The organism is Bacillus sp. FJAT-27231, assembly GCF_001183975.1.
GTDB classification, from domain to species: domain Bacteria; phylum Bacillota; class Bacilli; order Bacillales; family Domibacillaceae; genus Pseudobacillus; species Pseudobacillus wudalianchiensis.
Window position 1 is genome coordinate 290,791 of record NZ_LFZU01000001.1, and the last position, 20,112, is coordinate 310,902.

Below are 20,112 nucleotides of genomic sequence, written 5' to 3' on the forward strand. Positions count from 1 at the left end.
AGTAACGGAGGCGCCCAAAGGTTCCCTCAGAATGGTTGGAAATCATTCGCAGAGTGTAAAGGCACAAGGGAGCTTGACTGCGAGACCTACAAGTCGAGCAGGGACGAAAGTCGGGCTTAGTGATCCGGTGGTTCCGCATGGAAGGGCCATCGCTCAACGGATAAAAGCTACCCCGGGGATAACAGGCTTATCTCCCCCAAGAGTCCACATCGACGGGGAGGTTTGGCACCTCGATGTCGGCTCATCGCATCCTGGGGCTGTAGTCGGTCCCAAGGGTTGGGCTGTTCGCCCATTAAAGCGGTACGCGAGCTGGGTTCAGAACGTCGTGAGACAGTTCGGTCCCTATCCGTCGCGGGCGCAGGAAATTTGAGAGGAGCTGTCCTTAGTACGAGAGGACCGGGATGGACGCACCGCTGGTGTACCAGTTGTCTTGCCAAAGGCATCGCTGGGTAGCTATGTGCGGACGGGATAAGTGCTGAAAGCATCTAAGCATGAAGCCCCCCTCAAGATGAGATTTCCCATAGCGCAAGCTAGTAAGATCCCTGAAAGATGATCAGGTAGATAGGTTCGAGGTGGAAGCGTGGCGACACGTGGAGCTGACGAATACTAATCGATCGAGGACTTATCCTAAAAATTAAACGCACTTTCGAGTGCACAAGTAAACACCTATGGCAGGTTGTTGCGGTTACAATACTTATTATCCAGTTTTGAAAGAATAAACTCTTTCAACTTTATACAGTCTGGTGGCGATAGCGAAGAGGTCACACCCGTTCCCATCCCGAACACGGAAGTTAAGCTCTTCAGCGCCGATGGTAGTGAGGGGCTTCCCCTTGTGAGAGTAGGACGTTGCCAGGCTGGTTATTAAATATTTTATCGTCGCGGGGTGGAGCAGTCCGGTAGCTCGTCGGGCTCATAACCCGAAGGTCGCAGGTTCAAATCCTGTCCCCGCAATCTTGGTCCGGTAGTTCAGTTGGTTAGAATGCCTGCCTGTCACGCAGGAGGTCGCGGGTTCGAGTCCCGTCCGGACCGCCATTTTATCTATAAGCTTTTACAACTAAGCGAAACTTTGTTTCGTTTCTTTTTTTATATAACGATTTAAGATATACTATATTCAACACACTACCTTAGGATTGATCATTCCTAAGGTTTTTTTACGATTACATATTATATGCGACAAGGGAGACTTTTTATGGATAGACTGACATTTGTCACTAAGAGTGCTGAACAAACTCAGTCCTTTGCAGAGAGGTTGGCCCATCTTTTGGAGCCAGGTACTGTTCTTTTGCTAGAAGGCGATTTAGGAGCAGGAAAAACTACTTTTACGCAAGGACTCGCTAAAGGGTTAGGAATCAGGCGAAATGTAAACAGTCCAACCTTTACGATTATAAAAGAATATAAAGGGAGACTTCCTCTTTATCATATGGATGTTTATCGAATGACAGATGCAGAAGAAGACTTGGGATTTGATGAGTATTTTTATGGAGAGGGCGTATGTGTAGTAGAGTGGGCTCATTTAATTGAGCAGCAGCTTCCTGAAGACTATTTAAAAATTGTTATTTCTCATAAAGGAAATGATGAACGTGAAATCTCCATCGAACCAAAGGGCGACCGATATGTTAGGATGAGTGAGGAGTTAATGAAATGAAAGTGTTAGCGATTGATACATCTACTTATGCACTGGGCGTATCTCTTTTAGATGGGGAACGGATCATTGGTGAGCATATGACTAATTTAAATAAAAATCATTCTTTACGAGTGATGCCAGCTATTCAGGCATTAATGAATGAATGCGAAGTAAAGCCGGCAGAGTTGGACAAAATAGTAGTTGCGAAAGGTCCCGGTTCTTATACAGGTGTGCGCATTGGCGTAACGATTGCCAAAACGTTAGCTTGGTCCTTAAAGATTCCTTTAGCAGGAGTGTCAAGTCTCGCTGTTTTGGCGGCTTCTGCTTATTTGTACCCGTCTTATATTTCTCCTATTTTTGATGCCAGACGCGGCAGAGTATATACCGGATTATACCGCTTTGAGGATGGAAAGCTAGTCGCCGTGGAGGAAGATCAGAACATTGCTTTGACAGACTGGTGCAGCCAATTGAAGAAGTTGGATCGAGAAGTTCTCTTTCTCGGTGAGGATGTTCACCTGCATGCGGAGTCTATACAAGAGATAATGGCAGATCAAGCGCTCTTAAAAGGAGGCCTTGCAGCTTCACCACGGCCGTCCGATCTTGCCCGTCTTGGCTTACATGAGCCAGCTGCCGACCTTCATTCTTTTGTTCCTAACTACATCCGTTTGGCAGAGGCAGAAACGAAATGGCTGGAACAGCAGAAGGCGGAGAAGTAAATGAGTGGAATGACTGTCCGTCTTATGACGGTTCATGATGTAAATGAAGTATATGAAGTTGAAAAGAGCAGCTTTACTACACCGTGGACAAAGCAATCTTTCTTTAATGAACTGAACAATAATTATTTTGCGATTTACCATGTAGCTGAATATGAAGGGAAGTTAGTAGGTTACTGTGGCATGTGGCTTGTACTGGATGAATCACAGATCACCAATATTGCCATTCTGCCGGAGTATCGAGGCCGAGGATTAGGTGAGGAATTACTCGTTGCCGTTATGAATGCGGCTAGAAAGAGAGGAGCCTCCATTATGTCATTAGAAGTACGGGTGAGCAACGAGCCTGCTCAAAATTTGTACAAAAAATTAGGATTCCAACCAGGTGGAATCAGAAAAAATTATTATTCCGATAATCAAGAGGATGCATTAGTAATGTGGGTGAGGTTATGATGAAAAAAGATATCTATATATTAGGGTTAGAAACAAGCTGTGATGAAACGGCAGCCGCTATTATTAAGAATGGCCGGGAAATCGTCGCTAACGTTGTTTCTTCACAAATTGAAAGCCATAAACGATTCGGTGGAGTTGTCCCTGAGATTGCCTCCCGCCATCACGTAGAACAAATTACGTTAGTGCTTGAAGACACTTTACAACAAGCGAATATGACTTTTGATGATCTTGATGCTATTGCCGTGACGAAAGGACCCGGCCTCGTTGGAGCTCTTTTAGTGGGAGTCAATGCAGCAAAAGCGTTAGCCTTTGCTCATCAGCTGCCACTTATCGGTGTTCATCATATTGCTGGCCATATATATGCTAATCGCTTGATCAAAGAGTTTGCTTTTCCATTGCTGGCGCTTGTCGTCTCTGGCGGCCATACAGAGCTTGTGCTGATGAAAGAACACGGTAGCTTTGAAGTCATTGGGGAAACACGTGATGACGCAGCAGGAGAAGCATATGATAAGGTAGCACGCACATTAAATTTGCCTTATCCCGGCGGTCCTCACATTGACCGGCTTGCAACTGAAGGAGAGCCGACGATTGATCTTCCTCGTGCATGGCTTGAAGAGGGGTCGTATGATTTTAGTTTTAGCGGCTTAAAGTCAGCCGTTATCAACACTCTCCACAATGCCGAGCAACGAAATCAAGAATTGAAGCCAGAAGATGTAGCGGCTAGCTTCCAGCAAAGCGTGATTGAGGTGCTCACGGCAAAAACAATCAAAGCAGCGAAGGAATATCAGGTTAAGCAGGTGTTATTAGCTGGGGGTGTGGCAGCTAATCGAGGGCTTAGAAAAGCTCTAGAGGATCAGTTTGCTGAATTAAAGGATATTGAATTGATCATTCCGCCGTTAAGCCTTTGTACAGACAATGCAGCGATGATTGCAGCGGCGGGCACAATTTTATACGAACAGGGAAAATTTGAGGATTTGGCTATGAATGGTTATCCAGGATTGGATATTGAACAATCATAAAAGTGAATCGCTAACAAAAATTCAAAAGGACTGGTCTCTTGTGAGGGACCAGTCCTTTGTTTTGTTCACAAACTGTGGATAGTTTGTGAATAAGTTAATTATGTTGTGGAAAAAACTTTATTTCTGTCGATGAAAATCTGTGTGTTTTGTGGACAAGTCCAATTAATTTTGTGGATAGTGTGTAAAAGTAAATTAGAACCCCAAAAATAAGCATGTTATTTTGTGTATAACTCTGTGTATAAAAAGTGAAAAAAATAACTTATTCTTATTATTTCTGTTCTATTCATGAAGAGTTTCCCACTCCTGCATAAGTTTCTCAATTTCTGATTGACAAGATTCCACCCTTTGCTGAAGCTCTAAAGACTTTTCATGGTCTTGAAAAACTTCCGGCTGGCAAAGCAGGTCTTCTGCTTCCTCTACTTCCAACTCCAGACTTTCAATTCGTTCTTCTATTTCCTCAATACGCCGGCGCTTCTGCCGTTCTTTTTTCTTTTGTTCCTTGTCGCTGTAATAGTTAGACGAATCGGCTGGTGTTGTTTCTTCTACCTTTGGCAAAGCAGTTTTTTCAAGTTCGGCCAGCTCTTTTTGTTCTTGTTTTTTAGCGACATAGTAGTCATAATCGCCAAGATATTCCGTCATGCCGCTACTGGACATTTCAATTACTTTTGAAGCGATGCGATTAATGAAGTAGCGGTCATGAGAAACGAATAAAAGGGTACCGGGATAATCGATCAGCGCATTTTCCAACACCTCTTTGCTGTCTAGATCCAAATGGTTCGTTGGCTCATCTAGAACAAGGAAATTAGATTTCTGCATCATTAGCTTAGCAAGGGCCAATCGTGCTTTTTCTCCGCCACTTAACGCATGGACAGGCTTTAGGACATCATCGCCCGAGAATAGGAAGTTGCCAAGAATCGTCCGGATTTCTTTTTCATCACTAGATGGGTAATCATCCCACAATTCATTTAACACCGTTTTATTAGACGTTAAATTCGCTTGTTCCTGGTCATAATATCCAATAGACACATTTGCTCCGAGAGAAAAATTTCCGGCTAATAACGGCAATTTATCGACAATGGTTTTAAGAAACGTCGATTTTCCTGCCCCGTTTGGACCGACTAGTGCCGTGCTTTCTTCTCGTTGGAGGTATAGATTAAGATTTTTGGCGATTACTTCTTTGTCATAGCCAATCGCTAAATTATTTACTTTCAATACTTCATTGCCACTTTGTTTTTCAATTTGAAACATGATATTAGCAGATTTTTCGTCACCATCGGGCCGGTCTATCCGTTCCATGCGCTCAAGCTGCTTGCGTCGGCTTTGGGCTCGTTTTGTTGTGGAGGCCCGGGCAATATTGCGTTGAATGAAGTCTTCCAGCTTGGCTACTTGCTCTTGCTGTTTTTCAAACAATTTCATGTCACGTTCATATTGTTCTGCTTTTTTTGTTAAGTACTGACTATAGTTTCCATGGAACTTTTTAATGTGCTGCCGGGAAATCTCATATACCTGATTCACGACTTTATCAAGAAAATAACGGTCATGGGACACTATTAAAATCGCTCCGCTGTAGCCTTGCAAATATTGTTCAAGCCAAGAAAGCGTATCAATGTCTAAATGGTTCGTCGGCTCGTCCAGAATAAGAATATCTGGTTTTGTTAATAAAAGCTTTCCGAGAGCCAGTCGCGTTTTTTGGCCGCCGCTTAAAGTGGAAATTTTTGTTTCGTAATCGAAGTCGCTAAAGTTTAGGCCATGCAGAATAGAACGGATATCTGCTTCAAACTGATAGCCGCCAGATTCCTTAAATTCATTTTGCAGCAAATCGTATTCTTTTGTAACCCGTTCGTACTGGGTCGCATCCTCATATACATTAGGATCCGCCATCTGTTCTTCTAAGCGGCGCAGCTGTTTCTCCATAGTGCGCAAATGTGAAAAGACCGAAAGCATTTCATCCATAATCGATAAGTCCGATTCAAGCCCGGTATTTTGGGCAAGGTAACCGATCGTTACGTCTTTGGGTTTTAAGATATTTCCGGAATCATAGGAAAGAATACCAGCAATTATTTTTAAAAGAGTCGATTTTCCTGCCCCGTTTCTGCCAACGAGGGCAATCCGATCTCTTGTTTGGACTTCAAGTTTAATATTGGATAAGACCATTTCTGCTCCAAAGTATTTCGTAAGCTGTTGCACCTGCAGTAAAATCATTCTTCTCACCTCAATTTTCTACTTATTAGTGTAGCTGATTCTATAGGCATGGGCAATTCTCTTTCACCTTTATGGATGATAGAAAGGATCATAAAGTTCAAAGACAAGCCGTGCAAAATATTGTATGATGGAAGAAGTGATTGAATCAAAAGGTTAAAGAATGGAGCAGCAAGCGCTGGGGGTATAGACATGAACCATGATTCATTAAAGATTCCACAGGCGACGGCCAAGCGTCTGCCTTTGTATTATCGATTTATCCAAAACCTGCATTCTTCTGGTAAACAGCGGGTTTCATCTGCAGAATTAAGTGAAGCGGTTAAAGTGGATTCAGCAACGATTCGTCGTGACTTTTCTTACTTTGGCGCACTTGGCAAAAAAGGCTACGGCTATAATGTCAGTTATTTACTGTCGTTTTTTCGTAAAACGCTTGATCAAGATGAGGTAACAAACGTGGCTCTTATTGGAGTAGGGAATTTAGGTACCGCTTTCTTGAATTATAATTTTATGAAAAATAATAATACGAAGATTCAGATCGCGTTCGATGTAGACGAGGGAAAAGTAGGCTCGGTGATTGGAGATGTCCCGATTTATCATATGGATGATCTAGAAGAGACGCTGGGTTCAAAAGAAGTGCCTGTAGCCATTTTAACGGTTCCGGCAACGGCAGCACAAGGCATTACAGACCGTCTTGTTGACTGTAATATTAAAGGAATATTGAACTTTACACCCGCAAGATTAAATGTCCCGCCGACGCTTCGGGTACATCATATTGATCTAGCGGTTGAATTGCAATCCTTAGTCTATTTTTTAAAGAATTATCCGGAAGCTTCAGAAGAAAAGTCAGAATAGAATTATGCCGAAAAATCGGTTATGATGAAGAAAAGGAGGTGCTGCATAAATGGGATTAAGTGTAGGTAGTATCATTTTAATTGCCGGAGCAGCCATATTGATTTTTGGACCGAAAAAACTTCCCGAGCTTGGACGCGCAGCAGGCGATACGCTAAAAGAGTTTAAGAATGCGACAAAAGGGCTGGCAGAAGACGACGATAAACCAGAGGATAAGAAAGACCCTCAGTAAGGTTAGGATGAATGACAATGAGTCGACAAGACATGACAATATATGAACACATCGGCGAATTGCGAAAACGGCTCATTATAGTAATCGTTTTCTTGTTCCTAGCTATGATTGCCGGTTTGTTCTTAGCTGAGCCGATTATCCGTTATTTACAGCATGCGGACGAGGCAAAGGAATTAACGATGAATGCTTTCCGTGTGACAGACCCTTTGAAGATTTATTTTCAAATGGCATTTGTGATCGCTTTTATATTGACTAGCCCAATGATTCTTTATCAGTTATGGGCTTTCGTTAGTCCAGGGCTGCTGGAAAAAGAGAAAAAAGTAACACTCAGCTACATTCCGTTATCGGTTGTCTTGTTTCTCGCTGGGATTTCCTTCTCTTATTTCGTGCTGTTTCCGTATATCATTCATTTCATGATGAAGCTATCTGGAAACCTGCACATTGAGCAGGTTATTGGCATTAACGAATATTTTCAGTTTTTGTTTCAAATTACGCTTCCATTCGGCATTTTGTTTCAGCTGCCAGTGGTCACAATGTTTTTAACAAGGCTTGGTATCATTACACCGATGTTTCTTTCACAAGTCCGCCGTTATGCGTATTTTATCTTGCTTGTGGTAGCAGGTGTGATCACACCGCCGGATGTAATATCGCAAATTATCGTAATGATTCCTTTGGTGATTCTCTACGAAATTAGCATTTGGATTTCAAAAATCAGCTATAAAAAAACACTGCAGGCAGAAGTAGAAGCAGGAAATACAGAATGAAATAAGGCTGTCCCACAAAAGAGCCGAACTTCCGCAAGGAGCGGAAGTCAGCTTTTGAAGGAACAGCCTTATTTTTTTTCGCTGCTTTTCAAGCGAAAGTGCATAAAGATTAAGCGAATGCCAGAACCAATGTCCATCGTTGCCAGCAGAATGAGCAAGTACGTGAAAAAACCAAATCCGCCCGTGTTCACATCTTGAATCGCTAAATAAGTAAAGAACGCACCAAGGATCAAGTAGAGGATCCCAGTCGTTAACGGTGATTGTTTCATCTAATTCCTCCAAAATCTAAAGCTGTGAGCTTAGAAAAGCCAAGTAGCAAAGCTTTGTATTTGTTCTGCTTCTTTCATCATCCGCTCTAATTCATCCGCATAAAAATATTGTACAACAACGACCAAGGAATTCATGGCAACATGGGCGAATATAGGAACAAGCAGTCTTTTTGTTTTTACATATAGAAAAGCAAAGGTAAATCCCATTGATGAATAAAGAATAATATGTTCGGGTTCGGCATGGGCAAGGGCGAAAATAACAGAACTGATTAAAGCCGACACCCAAAACGGGAACTTTTCATACAAGCTGCCGAAAATAATCTTTCTAAATACGATTTCCTCTAGGATCGGTCCAAAAATAGCTGTAGCAACCATCATAAGAGGTACAAGCTCAATAATGTGAATGATGGTCTCCGTATTTTCAGAGCCCATTTCAATGCCTAAAGCGGTTTCGATCGCAATTGCAATCCGCTGGCCGAACAAAGCTAAAAAGACACCAGCAATGGCCCAAAAGGCAGATTGTCCTGCTGGCAGCGGCGCCATTCGCTCAAGCCGGCTGTTTCTAGCATCTTTCCGTAAAAGAAGCAATACAATAATCAGGGCAGCCATGAAGCTGAAGACGAGCCAGTAGCCGGGAATAAGCTTTTGCAGCGTTTGCGGTTCACCGCCAAGGGCAAGTCCCGCTTTAAATATAAGCAGAGGAGCCACCAAGCCTGTCAGTTGCATTAAAATGTAAACAATTAGAATATAGCCATATGTCTTCTTCAAATGAAAAGAGCTCCTTTATAATAAAAGTGGAAGCGCCTGTCCAGCCGCGACAAGCATATGTCGAGCTGGCGGAGCAGCGTTTTTCAGCCGCACAGCCGGATTAACATATGACCTCGAGCGGCTAGGCGCTGGAACTAGATAACCTTAAAAGTGAAAGCGTGCATTTTTTAATTGTATAGCATTATGGTCAATGGACAATCATGATATGGGCCGCCAAATTGCTAGCGAACCCATCTTTTATAATGCATAGGGCTCAAAGAGTATTTTACTAATAAACAGTTCATCATTCAAACAGAAGCGATTTTCAGTATTTTATTCCATTTGAAAAATGATTTGTAAAAAAAATTACTTCACCCTTGCAAAAAAAAATCATTTTATTTATTATATTAATTGGGTTAGCACTCTTCAGTTGAGAGTGCTAATAAATAAAAATATTACATATATTCCAAGGAGGTTGTTTCACTTGTTAAAACCACTAGGTGATCGCGTAATAATTGAGCTGGTTGAATCAGAAGAAAAAACAGCCAGCGGCATTGTGCTGCCAGATTCAGCGAAAGAAAAGCCGCAAGAAGGTAAAGTTGTAGCAGTAGGCAGCGGCCGTGTGCTTGATAACGGCGAAAGAGTAGCTCTTGAAGTAGCTGTTGGCGAGCGTATCCTTTTCTCTAAATATGCTGGTACAGAGGTGAAATACGAAGGCAGAGAATTATTAATCCTTCGTGAAAGCGACATCCTTGCTGTAACAGGTGAATAATAAACGAATACTTAATGATTAAAAATAATTCAAATAACTGGGGAGGTTTTTCATATGGCTAAAGAGATCAAATTTAGCGAAGAAGCACGCCGCGCGATGCTTCGCGGAGTAGATCAACTAGCGGATGCTGTAAAAGTAACTCTTGGACCTAAAGGACGCAACGTGGTTCTTGAGAAAAAATTCGGTTCACCGCTTATCACAAATGACGGTGTAACGATCGCGAAAGAAATCGAACTGGAAGATGCATTCGAAAACATGGGTGCAAAGCTTGTTGCTGAAGTAGCAAGCAAAACAAACGATGTAGCAGGTGACGGTACAACAACGGCGACTGTTCTTGCACAAGCGATGATCAGCGAAGGATTGAAAAACGTAACAGCAGGCGCAAACCCTGTTGGCGTACGTAAAGGGATGGACCTTGCTGTTCAAACAGCTGTGGAAGCTTTAAAAGAAATCTCTAAGCCAATCGAAGGCAAAGAGTCAATCGCACAAGTTGCAGCGATTTCATCTGCTGACGAAGAAGTTGGCCAATTGATCGCTGAAGCAATGGAGCGCGTAGGCAACGACGGCGTTATCACAATCGAAGAATCAAAAGGATTCACAACAGAGCTTGACGTGGTAGAAGGTATGCAATTCGACCGCGGCTACGCTTCTCCATACATGGTAACGGATTCTGATAAAATGGAAGCCGTTCTTGACAATCCGTATATCTTAATCACAGATAAGAAAATCTCAAGCATTCAAGAAGTACTTCCTGTACTTGAGCAAGTGGTTCAACAAAGCAGACCTCTTTTACTCATCGCTGAAGATGTAGAAGGCGAAGCTTTGGCTACACTTGTAGTGAACAAGTTACGCGGTACATTCAATGCTGTAGCGGTAAAAGCACCTGGATTCGGTGACCGCCGTAAAGCAATGCTTGAAGACATTGCTGTATTAACTGGCGGTGAAGTGATCACAGAAGATTTAGGTCTTGACCTTAAATCTGCGAACATCACTCAACTTGGACGCGCAGCAAAAGTTGTCGTTTCTAAAGAAAACACAACAATCGTTGAAGGGGCAGGAGACTCTGCTCAAATCGAAGCTCGCGTAAACCAAATCCGTGTTCAATTAGAAGAAACTACTTCTGAATTTGACCGTGAAAAATTACAAGAGCGCTTAGCGAAATTAGCTGGCGGTGTAGCTGTGATCAAAGTTGGAGCGGCTACAGAAACAGAATTAAAAGAACGCAAGCTTCGCATTGAAGATGCATTAAACGCAACTCGTGCAGCGGTTGAAGAAGGAATCGTTTCTGGTGGTGGTACAGCCCTTGTGAACGTATACAACAAAGTATCAGCAGTAGAAGCAGAAGGCGACGTAGCAACGGGTGTGAAAATCGTTCTTCGTGCGCTTGAAGAGCCAATCCGCCAAATCGCGTTCAACGCAGGCCTTGAAGGATCTGTCGTTGTGGATCGCTTAAAACGCGAAGAAGTCGGCATCGGCTTTAACGCAGCAACTGGCGAGTGGGTAAACATGATCGAAACGGGTATCGTTGACCCAACAAAAGTAACTCGTTACGCGCTTCAAAACGCAGCATCTGTTGCTTCTATGTTCTTAACAACTGAAGCAGTTGTTGCTGACAAGCCAGAAGAAAACGCTGGCGGCATGGGTATGCCTGACATGGGCGGAATGGGCGGCATGATGTAATCTTTAATTGATAAATGTTTGATTTATCAATGGTTACAGCATCCCCAAAGGTGTTAGTATATCTAGAAAATCACATTAATTTTAAAAACGTGTGATTTTAATTAAGAAAGCACTCCATAAAAATTTATGGGGTGCTTAATTTATTTTGATAATCGATAAGGCATCATTATATAAATAGGTTACTTTTCTTCGATGCATCTTTCTCCATCTAGTTACTATCGTGATTTCTCCAACTATTTTTAACATATAAGTATTTAGTTAACCGGGTGAATATATCAAGTTTGACCCGGTGTTTCTGAATACGGAAAAGAACTCTCCACAAGATGCGCATGACCTGATGGCCCATTAGATAAAGATTATATTAAATAACGAGAAGCGATTGAAAAGCAGAAAAGTGGGATTAACATGTAATCCTGTTCCTAAACCCCTATTGCACGAATGACAAACCATGATTAGGAGCAACGGCGTAGAGAGTGAGGGGGAAGCTGTGGATTAAATTTTCCCTTTTCTGTTAATCTAGCCATCTACTTTGCGGGGTGGAGATTAAAATTGACAAAGGCATAGCCCTCATCATTGTAAGGAATACCTAAACGAGTAATAATTTGTTCTTAATCTTGCTTATGTCTTCTAAAAAGTTCGATGTTCGATTCATCCACCACAATTTTTCGTCTGGAATTATTTTTATTAGGCAGAAGTAATTGATATTCCTTAGTAATGTTTTTCGAATTATAGTACGTTTTTGTGATATGGATAATATTTTTATCAAATTCAAACCTATAAATAGATGGGGAGTTTGTTTTGATGTATTCAATTCCCTCTTTATTCATTGTGTAAATGTTTGGAAGTTTCTTAAATATATAGGGGTTAGAAGGTGGATATCGTCGCTTACAAAGCAAATGGAAGTGAGCGAAAAAAAATGCTCAAGAATAGCTCCCGCGTTCTAGAACACTAATCATTTAGGTGAATATCCTAGTATGGGAGGTGTTTCATATGAGAGACTCAATCAAGCGAATAGCTCAACAGTTTATCGTTTCACACTATCCTGAGGCAGATATAGCCTGGATAGGTGGAAGTGCTGTTTATGGAAATTTAACAACAGAATCTGATATCGACTTAATTATAATTGATGAAACAGAAACACCAAGACTTGAATGTTATCACTTTCTTGGATGGAAAATAGAAGCATTTATTTATACGGCTTTATCTCTAGAGTTTGAATTTCAAATAGCAAGAAATACAGGGATGCCCACCATCATTAAAATGTGTGCCGAAGGTCTACTTGTAGAGGATAAACAAGGTGAAGGAAAAAAAATCCAAAGAGAGGCGAAAATACTTTATGAACAGGGTCCACAACGTTGGGATGAGGACAAAATAAATGAAGTAAGGTATCAAATTACAGATTTTTTGTCAGACTTTAGATGTTCAGAAGAATTTGAAGAAAGTTTATTTATTTTAAATATGTTAATAAATAGGTTAACTGAACTGATTTTAAGGGCAGATGGCTATTGGGTTGGTGAAGGAAAGTGGGCTGCTAGAAGCCTTAAATCCTATGATAAAGACATGTGTAATAAACTAGTTAAATATACAAAAATATATATGAATACAAATGATAAAACTGAACTAATTTCATTCATTCAATCTACACTTGATAATTATGGTGGAGAATTTTTTGTTGGTTATAAAGGATTCTTTTTGTAGACGAAAAATTACTTCTGAAAAAGCAATAGTAATGTAAATGCTCTTTTTACATGTTGGGAATATTTACTTTATCAAAATTTATTAACGCATATTGCTACTTTTAAGAATGTGTTATTATCGCAGATAACAAAAGAAACAATAAAAACCTGCCTCTATCCAAATATTAGGGCGGCAAACCGATAGATGAGTTAGAGGGTAGTGTTCCTTTTTAATGTGAGTTGGCTGATAATGAATAGAGGCAACCCCATCACAAAGACTTTATTATAATAGATGCGATAAAAAGCTGATTTCATTTGAAATTGAAAAATATACGTTAGCAAAATGCTAACATTTTGCTAACACAATCTCATGGAAAACGGTAAATTCATGTTAAAGATGTCATACCTCAAATTCTTAAAAACCTTGATATATCACACTTTCATCACACAAAGTTAAAGATAGTACATATTCTCATTTTACGGGCGGCACGATGTAATTTGTCCTCGATTCCTTGATTGACTTTAAGCAATTGAGGGAGAAATATTCACACTTTGCTAATATACAGGGATTAAAAGAAGGCTTCCCATAAGTTGAATAAACCTATGGGAAGCTTTTTTATGCATAAATTCTGGGTGGTTCCCAGCATCTTATAAATTTAAAAACACCTTATTGCGCCTAAAGATCTGCGACTTCACTTTTCCCTTTCTACTATATGTTCTTATAAAGCTTTTTCATTGTTTAAGTCTCCTAATCAATAATTGGATATAAACCCCAAACGTCCTTTCCTTTTTAAGTGAATAAATAACGAAATACCCATAATGTGATCGTTTTGCGGACTCCAGGTCATGCGGAGGAATAACGAATAGGGAGGAAGGTAGTTTTGGATAACAGTTTCCATAAAAAGGAAAAACGGATATGAAGTGTATACATTGTTTTTGAATGACCCAGTGTATACAATTAAATAAGTCCGAATGAAAGATATTTTTTCATAATGTAGTGCAATTGCAAGAATGGTAAGTAGAATGGAGGAAATATGGGACAGAAGAAAGAAAGATTTCCGTGGTTATATTTATTGCTCCTTTCAAGCGTTAGCTTTATGGGGATCTTATCAGAGTTAGTACCATCGGGAATCCTGACCGAAATGAGTGAAGGTTTGCACGTATCGTATTCATCTATAGGGTTATTAATAAGCGTTTATGCCATTGCATCTGCTGTGGGAACGATTCCATTAATTACCTTAACGATGTCAATGAATAGAAAAAAACTTTTGACGATATTAATGTATGTATTTGGGGTTTCAAATTTAATCATTGCTTTCTCCTCATCTTATTTCCTAACGGCGGCTGCTAGGCTTGTTGGAGGGATCAGTGCGGGTGTATTGTGGCCAATGGTCTCTGCTTATGCTATGCGGCTAGTACCCCCAAAGTTACATGGAAGAGCCATTGCGGTTACAATGTCTGGAAGTACCCTTGGACTGGGAGTCGGTTTGCCGATTATGACAACCGTTGGTACAGGTTTTGGATGGAGAATAGAGTTTGGCGTTCTTTCTGCGATTATTTTTGTCATTGCCATTTTGGGACAAATTATTTTACCTTCAGTTGGAGGAGAAAAACGAACAGCTGCTAATTCACCATTTTACATTATACGCAATAAATCTGTTGTCATCTGTTTAGTCGTGACCCTCTTTACTATTATGGCGCATTACGGTTTATATACTTATATTTCGCCGCTTGTAGAGGGTTTTGGTGTAGACGGTGGTATAAAGTTGGTCTCTATCTTGTTTGGTGTGGGAACGATTATATCGGTTGTATTGGCAGGTAAAGTAGTGGATGATCACCTTGGATCTCTGACGGTCTTTATGTTAACTTTGGCTTTTGGAACAATGTTTTTGTTTGTAGCCTTTAAGGGAATGCTATATGTCTCACACCTTGCTTTCCTTTTATGGGGTGTGTCGTTTGGCGCGCTTGTTACGATATTTCAGGCTGCAGTAACAAGACAAATAGAAACGGGAAAAGACGTTGCAACTTCTCTCCAGTCCAGTACCTTTAATTTTGGAATTGTGTTTGGAAGTGCACTCGGTGGCATTATTTTAGATCATTTATCGGTTTACCATATTATTTATGTAACCATCATATTATTAGTTGTTCCGATCTTATTAAGCATGTTTTCTAAAAAGACGTTTTGGCATAGTGATATAGGTGAAGGAGAACCTAAAGCAAAACGCAAGGCGGTTTGAGGTTTACCTATACCTTTGTTGAAAAATTCATCTGTAAACATGAACAAAACAGATGAACCTCATTTTGATGGATGATTCTTTAATTGTATTTTAATTTGGTGAATGGACAGCATAAAGTAAGAAAAACTCTAAACTTTTGATATCTCAAGGGATAGAGCGATCTTTATCAAATCATCCTCATTTTGCTAGTGGCAAGCGTCGCTAAACACTCTAAATCAAAAAAGCCTCTCATCCATTCATCGAATGGATGAGAGGCTTTTTTAAGGGTGCGATATATTTTGTTCATTGCAAGTACTAATGAATATCCTGACTTGAGTGCATGATCTTTTCCATTCTGACTATCACTAAACTGAAAACACCAAACAAAAATTTTATAATAATCTTTCCAAACATGTTGACACATACTTCGCTTATGTGTTAAGTTTATCTCGAATTAAAGATAATTTAATTTGAGATAAATTATTTCAAGATAGATTATTCGGAGATAATTGTTAAGGCCTTGGTCGGCTAAGGATGGGTTTCTTGACTTTATTTCTGAAGACTATCTTAAATTTAAAAACATATACTCAAGGGGGAAATGTATAATGGCAAAATTTACGGTGGATCAATCACACTCTAGCATTGGATTTGAAGTAAAACATATGATGGTTTCAAAAGTGAAAGGGAATTTTGATTCTTACACGGCAGAAGTGGAAGCAGCCGATTTAACAGACTTAACAACAGCTAATATTGCTTTTAGTTTTGATGTAGCAAGTATTAATACTCGCTCTGAAGATCGCGACAATCACTTGAAATCAGGCGACTTCTTTGATGTAGAGAAATACCCATCCATTACATTTAAATCAACAAACATTTCAAAAGATGGCGATGATTACAAAGTAACGGGTGATCTAACGATTAAAGACGTGACAAAACCTGTAACATTCGATGCTGAATTCGGTGGTAAAGGTACAAACCCATGGGGAGTCGAGGTTTATGGTTTTGAAGCATCTACAAAAATCAACCGTGAAGAATTTGGACTCACTTGGAATGCAGCACTTGAAACAGGCGGCGTATTAGTCGGAAAAGATATCAAAATTACAGTGGAATTAGAAGTAAATCCACAAGCTTAAGTTCATGAACGTGTGGGAATGACTACTCTATTGAATCTATGCCAGCTTTGGAGTATAGATTCAATAGAATTCCCTATACTAAGGAATAACAAGCTTTTACAGTTAAAAAGGTGTTATTTTTAACTATATATCTCGAATTCGAGATATTGATAGGAGGAAATCATGTAATGAACGCACTAAAAGGCGTACATCACGTTACTGCTATTACAAGCAGTGCAGAAAAAATTTATGACTTCTTTACGTATACGCTTGGTTTACGGTTAGTCAAAAAAACGGTCAACCAAGATGATATTCAAACGTATCATTTATTTTTCGCAGATGATGCAGGGAGTCCAGGCACAGATATGACATTTTTCGATTTCCCTGGCATTCCAAAAGGGGTCCACGGAAACAATGAGATATCAAAAACCTCCTTCCGGGTACCAAATGATGAAGCACTGGCTTATTGGGTGAAACGGTTTGATAAATATGATGTAAAACATAAAGGGATTCAAGAGCAGTTTGGTAAAAAGGTGTTACCCTTTGTAGATTTTGATGATCAGCAATATCAACTGATTTCAGATGAACAAAATGAGGGTGTTGCTTCTGGCACGCCATGGCAAAAGGGACCAATTCCCCTGGAGTACGCTATCACAGGGTTGGGACCTGTCTTTGTGCGAACAGCTTATTTTGATTATTTCAAAGAAGTGCTGGAAAAAGTATTTTATATGAAGGAAGTTGCACAAGAAGATTCATTTCATTTATTTGAAATGAGTGAAGGCGGCAACGGTGCGCAAGTTATTGTTGAGTACAACACCGTTTTACCTCAAGCACGCCAAGGGTTTGGTACGGTGCACCATGCAGCCTTTCGGGTAGACGAGCGGGCAGACCTAGAATCATGGCAGCAACATTTAGCTGGATTCAACCTTCCGAATTCCGGTTATGTCGAACGCTATTATTTTGGTTCGTTATATACAAACGTGGCCCCATCTATTCTTTTTGAACTAGCAACGGATGGTCCCGGTTTTATGGGGGATGAACCTTATGAAACACTTGGGGAAAAGCTATCTTTGCCGCCATTCTTTGAAGAAAAACGTGAAAAGATTGAATCGCTCGTACGGCCGATCGATACCGTTCGCAGTACAAAGCATTTTGATAAAGAATACTTGTAAGGAAGTGAAAGAAGCAATATGGGATTTTTAACTAAATTATTCGGCTCACAATCAAAGGAGGAACCAACAATGACTAATATAAATATCGGTATTATTTTAGGATCAACTCGTGAAGGACGTGTAAGTCCACAAGTAGGTGCTTGGGTAAAGGAAATAGCAGACAAACGCGGTGATGCAAACTATACAATCATCGATATCGCAGATTACAAATTACCGTTACTAGGTGAACCAGGTACTGACGCTTCAGGAGCGGCTGCATGGTCAGAAATCGTTGCAAAACAGGACGGCTTCGTGTTTATTGTACAAGAATATAACCACTCGATAACAGGCGCGCTTAAAAATGCATTAGACTATTTGCGAGAAGAGTGGAATAACAAAGCTGCTGGTATCGTTTCTTACGGTTCAGTAGGCGGGGCTCGTGCAGCAGAACATTTACGCGGGATTTTGGGCGAGTTATTAGTGGCGGATGTGCGTGTCCATCCAGCATTGTCCTTATTTACTGATTTTGAAAACGGAACAGATTTCAAACCAAAAGAGGTACAAGAAGACTCAGTAAATCAAATGTTAGATCAAGTGATTCCTTGGGCTACTGCTTTAAAAACGATTCGTTAATGAAGATACAGCATCACGCCGATTAAAAACGTTTGTCAACAACCTGACACTATGTGCATGGCTACATGCACATAGTGTTATCTAGTATGAAGACTGTGCAAATCGATATCAAGTTTATTGAAGGATGTGCTCAGTCGTTGTACGCCATTTTATAAAGGAATAGGTGAGGTCAAATGGAAAAAATCGCAGGGCATCATCATATTTCCATGATTACGAAAAACGCGAAAGAAAATAATGGTTTCTATCAGCATATTCTTGGTTTACGGAGGGTAAAAGTATCCGTCAATCAAGATGATCCATCGATGTACCATTTGTTTTACGGAGATTTAATAGGGAGTCCAGGAACAGGATTAACGTTCTTTGAAATGCCATTTGTTGGTCATACCCAGCGAGGAACCAATGCTATCACTAGAATTGGATTATTAGTCCCATCCATTGAAAGTCTTATGTATTGGAAAGAGCGGTTCACTTTATTCGGAGTGGAACACGGAGAAGTGACCACCTATGCAGGAAGAGATGCCCTTCATTTTGAGGATAGAGAAGGACTCCGCATGGTGTTGTTAAATCACAACGGAGAACCTATTCCGGACCATTGGAGGGAGTGGGATAATGCCAGCGTTGAACAGCAGCATCGCATTCTTGGAATGGGCCCGGTTGAAATAACCGTTCGTTCTTTAGATCGTTTGTCCAGCACGTTGGAAAATATTTTTGGTTACACATTATTATCACGCACTGGCAAACAAGCTATTTATCAGTCAATAGAAGGTCAATCTTTTGGAGAGATTGTGATTGTCGAACAAGAGGGACCTAATGAAAAACCGGGCAGAGGAAGCGTTCATCATTTAGCGATTCGAGTGAAAAATAGTAAAGAGCTGCGTCTATGGGAACAGCGCATTAAAGACTCAGGTTTAAAGATTGTGAAGGCAACGGACAGATATTACTTCGAAAGTGTCTATTTTAGAGAGGAAAATGGAATTTTGTTCGAGTTAGCGACTGATGGACCGGGCTTCACGGCTGATTCTTCCGTTAAAGAGCTAGGTCAAAAACTCGAATTGCCTCCGTTTTTAGAATCAAGACGTGCTGAAATCGAGGCGAAATTAGGACCCATTGAATAAGCTCCGTATAGCGAATAGTAAGGTAGATAACAATGCCAGAAATGAGGGAATGAAATGAAACATATTTTTCGATTAGGAAAAAACCAAAACAAGCCCGTATTGCTGCTATTGCACGGTACAGGGGGAGATGAACATGGATTGTTGCCATTAGCGGAAACTGTTGATCCGGAAGCTTCTATATTAAGTGTGCGAGGAAATGTATTGGAAAACGGAATGCCGCGTTTCTTTAAACGGTTGGCTGAAGGTGTATTCGATGAAGAGGACTTAATTTTCCGCACAAATGAACTGAATCATTTCTTAGATGAAGCAGCTAGTAAATATCAATTTGATCGTGAAAATATCGTGGCCATTGGCTATTCAAACGGTGCGAATATCGCAGCGAGTTTGTTATTCCACTATGCCCATTCATTAAAAGCAGCCATATTGCATCATCCGATGGTGCCAAGACGAGGCATCGACCTTCCCGATTTATCAGGAAAGAAAGTCTTTATAGCAGCTGGAATGAATGATCCGATTTGTCCTCAGCAAGAGTCCTTAGAGCTTCAACAATTGTTAGAAGGTGCTCAGGCAGCGGTCACTGTTCATTGGGAACATCACGGCCACCAATTAACGATGAGTGAAGTGCAAGCTGCTAAGCAATGGTATGAGCAATTATAATTAGTAGAAGATCAAAGAAATTTTTAAGTGAAATAAGAATTGGATACTCGCTAAAGCTATTTTATCAGAGAAGGCCTTTTGTCAGTTCACTAAGCTGGTAAGAGGCCTTTTCTTCTATGTAGGCGAAGAGAGATTGTAGTGTCTATATGCGCGGATAAAGAGGAGGCAGATCTGTCTGTTCAAGCTTAGAGTACCTATCAATAGTCTAGAAGAGTTATTGCTTGTAGAAAAATG

The 20,112-nt window shown here is 40.5% G+C and carries 19 protein-coding genes, 2 tRNA genes, 1 rRNA gene and 3 other annotated features; of the genes, 19 read left to right on the top strand and 3 right to left on the bottom strand.

The features are described 5' to 3' along the window. The first annotated feature begins 12 nt into the window (after positions 1 to 12). Positions 13 to 158 (top strand) — a sequence feature (23S ribosomal RNA rRNA prediction is too short). A gap of 19 nt (positions 159 to 177) precedes the next feature. Further along, positions 178 to 337, top strand: a sequence feature (23S ribosomal RNA rRNA prediction is too short). A gap of 19 nt (positions 338 to 356) precedes the next feature. After that, positions 357 to 618 (top strand) — a sequence feature (23S ribosomal RNA rRNA prediction is too short). 121 nt (positions 619 to 739) lie between these two features. From rrf to tsaD, 7 genes are all read left to right on the top strand, one after another. Further along, positions 740 to 855 (top strand): 5S ribosomal RNA (gene rrf, locus AC623_RS01475). Between the two features lie 22 nt (positions 856 to 877). Next, a tRNA-Met gene (locus AC623_RS01480) sits at positions 878 to 951 on the top strand. A 4-nt stretch (positions 952 to 955) separates the two neighbouring features. Next, positions 956 to 1,032, top strand: a tRNA-Asp gene (locus AC623_RS01485). Positions 1,033 to 1,189: 157 nt separating this feature from the next. Further along, complete coding sequence (gene tsaE, locus AC623_RS01490; RefSeq protein ID WP_049659799.1) at positions 1,190 to 1,645, top strand: tRNA (adenosine(37)-N6)-threonylcarbamoyltransferase complex ATPase subunit type 1 TsaE; 456 nt, start codon at positions 1,190 to 1,192, stop codon at positions 1,643 to 1,645. Further along, positions 1,642 to 2,340 carry a tRNA (adenosine(37)-N6)-threonylcarbamoyltransferase complex dimerization subunit type 1 TsaB gene (gene tsaB / locus AC623_RS01495; RefSeq protein WP_049659801.1) on the top strand — a complete coding sequence of 233 codons (699 nt, stop codon included), beginning with the start codon at positions 1,642 to 1,644 and terminating at the stop codon, positions 2,338 to 2,340. Before tsaE ends, tsaB begins: the two co-directional genes overlap by 4 nt. Further along, positions 2,341 to 2,787 (top strand): ribosomal protein S18-alanine N-acetyltransferase, encoded by a 447-nt coding sequence (gene rimI / locus AC623_RS01500; RefSeq protein ID WP_049659802.1) that lies wholly within the window; start codon positions 2,341 to 2,343, stop codon positions 2,785 to 2,787. Beyond that, a complete protein-coding gene (tsaD, locus tag AC623_RS01505; protein ID WP_049659807.1) occupies positions 2,787 to 3,806 on the top strand; it encodes a tRNA (adenosine(37)-N6)-threonylcarbamoyltransferase complex transferase subunit TsaD in 1,020 nt (339 codons plus the stop codon). The genes rimI and tsaD overlap by 1 nt, the downstream gene beginning before the upstream one ends. A gap of 279 nt (positions 3,807 to 4,085) precedes the next feature. Here tsaD and AC623_RS01510 read toward each other — a convergent pair whose 3' ends face one another. Further along, on the bottom strand, positions 4,086 to 6,008 hold the full coding sequence (locus AC623_RS01510) for an ABC-F family ATP-binding cassette domain-containing protein (RefSeq protein ID WP_049659812.1): 1,923 nt from the start codon (positions 6,006 to 6,008) through the stop codon (positions 4,086 to 4,088). Between the two features lie 189 nt (positions 6,009 to 6,197). On the opposite strand from AC623_RS01510, the gene AC623_RS01515 reads away from it, so the two are divergent. The 3 genes from AC623_RS01515 to tatC are packed head-to-tail and all read left to right on the top strand — an operon-like array spanning position 6,198 to position 7,850. Further along, on the top strand, positions 6,198 to 6,857 hold the full coding sequence (locus AC623_RS01515; RefSeq protein ID WP_049659816.1) for a redox-sensing transcriptional repressor Rex: 660 nt from the start codon (positions 6,198 to 6,200) through the stop codon (positions 6,855 to 6,857). A 49-nt stretch (positions 6,858 to 6,906) separates the two neighbouring features. Further along, on the top strand, positions 6,907 to 7,086 hold the full coding sequence (locus tag AC623_RS01520) for a twin-arginine translocase TatA/TatE family subunit (RefSeq protein WP_049659822.1): 180 nt from the start codon (positions 6,907 to 6,909) through the stop codon (positions 7,084 to 7,086). Between the two features lie 17 nt (positions 7,087 to 7,103). Next, positions 7,104 to 7,850 carry a twin-arginine translocase subunit TatC gene (tatC, locus tag AC623_RS01525; protein ID WP_049659824.1) on the top strand — a complete coding sequence of 249 codons (747 nt, stop codon included), beginning with the start codon at positions 7,104 to 7,106 and terminating at the stop codon, positions 7,848 to 7,850. Between the two features lie 68 nt (positions 7,851 to 7,918). On the opposite strand, the gene AC623_RS01530 is transcribed toward tatC, so the two are convergent. Next, entirely contained in the window at positions 7,919 to 8,119 is a 201-nt protein-coding gene (locus tag AC623_RS01530) for a YdiK family protein (RefSeq protein ID WP_049659829.1), read from the bottom strand. A gap of 30 nt (positions 8,120 to 8,149) precedes the next feature. Continuing rightward, on the bottom strand, positions 8,150 to 8,887 hold the full coding sequence (locus AC623_RS01535) for a CPBP family intramembrane glutamic endopeptidase (protein WP_049659833.1): 738 nt from the start codon (positions 8,885 to 8,887) through the stop codon (positions 8,150 to 8,152). 463 nt (positions 8,888 to 9,350) lie between these two features. Between AC623_RS01535 and groES the strand changes: the two genes are divergently transcribed. From groES to AC623_RS01580, 9 genes are all read left to right on the top strand, one after another. Beyond that, a complete protein-coding gene (gene groES / locus AC623_RS01540) occupies positions 9,351 to 9,638 on the top strand; it encodes a co-chaperone GroES (RefSeq protein ID WP_049659838.1) in 288 nt (95 codons plus the stop codon). Between the two features lie 54 nt (positions 9,639 to 9,692). Further along, a complete protein-coding gene (gene groL, locus AC623_RS01545) occupies positions 9,693 to 11,318 on the top strand; it encodes a chaperonin GroEL (protein ID WP_049659840.1) in 1,626 nt (541 codons plus the stop codon). A gap of 990 nt (positions 11,319 to 12,308) precedes the next feature. After that, positions 12,309 to 13,016, top strand: a complete 708-nt coding sequence (locus AC623_RS01550) for a nucleotidyltransferase domain-containing protein (protein WP_049659843.1) — start codon at positions 12,309 to 12,311, stop codon at positions 13,014 to 13,016. Positions 13,017 to 14,028: 1,012 nt separating this feature from the next. Further along, positions 14,029 to 15,231, top strand: coding sequence for an MFS transporter (locus AC623_RS01555; protein WP_082174295.1), 1,203 nt, complete (start codon positions 14,029 to 14,031; stop codon positions 15,229 to 15,231). Between the two features lie 584 nt (positions 15,232 to 15,815). Beyond that, positions 15,816 to 16,343, top strand: coding sequence for a YceI family protein (locus tag AC623_RS01560; protein WP_049659845.1), 528 nt, complete (start codon positions 15,816 to 15,818; stop codon positions 16,341 to 16,343). A 167-nt stretch (positions 16,344 to 16,510) separates the two neighbouring features. Beyond that, positions 16,511 to 17,494 (top strand): ring-cleaving dioxygenase, encoded by a 984-nt coding sequence (locus AC623_RS01565; protein WP_049659850.1) that lies wholly within the window; start codon positions 16,511 to 16,513, stop codon positions 17,492 to 17,494. Between the two features lie 18 nt (positions 17,495 to 17,512). Then, entirely contained in the window at positions 17,513 to 18,106 is a 594-nt protein-coding gene (locus AC623_RS01570) for an NADPH-dependent FMN reductase (protein WP_049659854.1), read from the top strand. Positions 18,107 to 18,279: 173 nt separating this feature from the next. After that, positions 18,280 to 19,221: a ring-cleaving dioxygenase gene (locus AC623_RS01575; protein ID WP_049659857.1), complete on the top strand. Its 942-nt coding sequence runs from the start codon at positions 18,280 to 18,282 to the stop codon at positions 19,219 to 19,221. A 54-nt stretch (positions 19,222 to 19,275) separates the two neighbouring features. After that, positions 19,276 to 19,878, top strand: coding sequence for an alpha/beta hydrolase (locus AC623_RS01580; protein WP_049659860.1), 603 nt, complete (start codon positions 19,276 to 19,278; stop codon positions 19,876 to 19,878). The last annotated feature ends 234 nt before the right edge of the window (positions 19,879 to 20,112 follow it).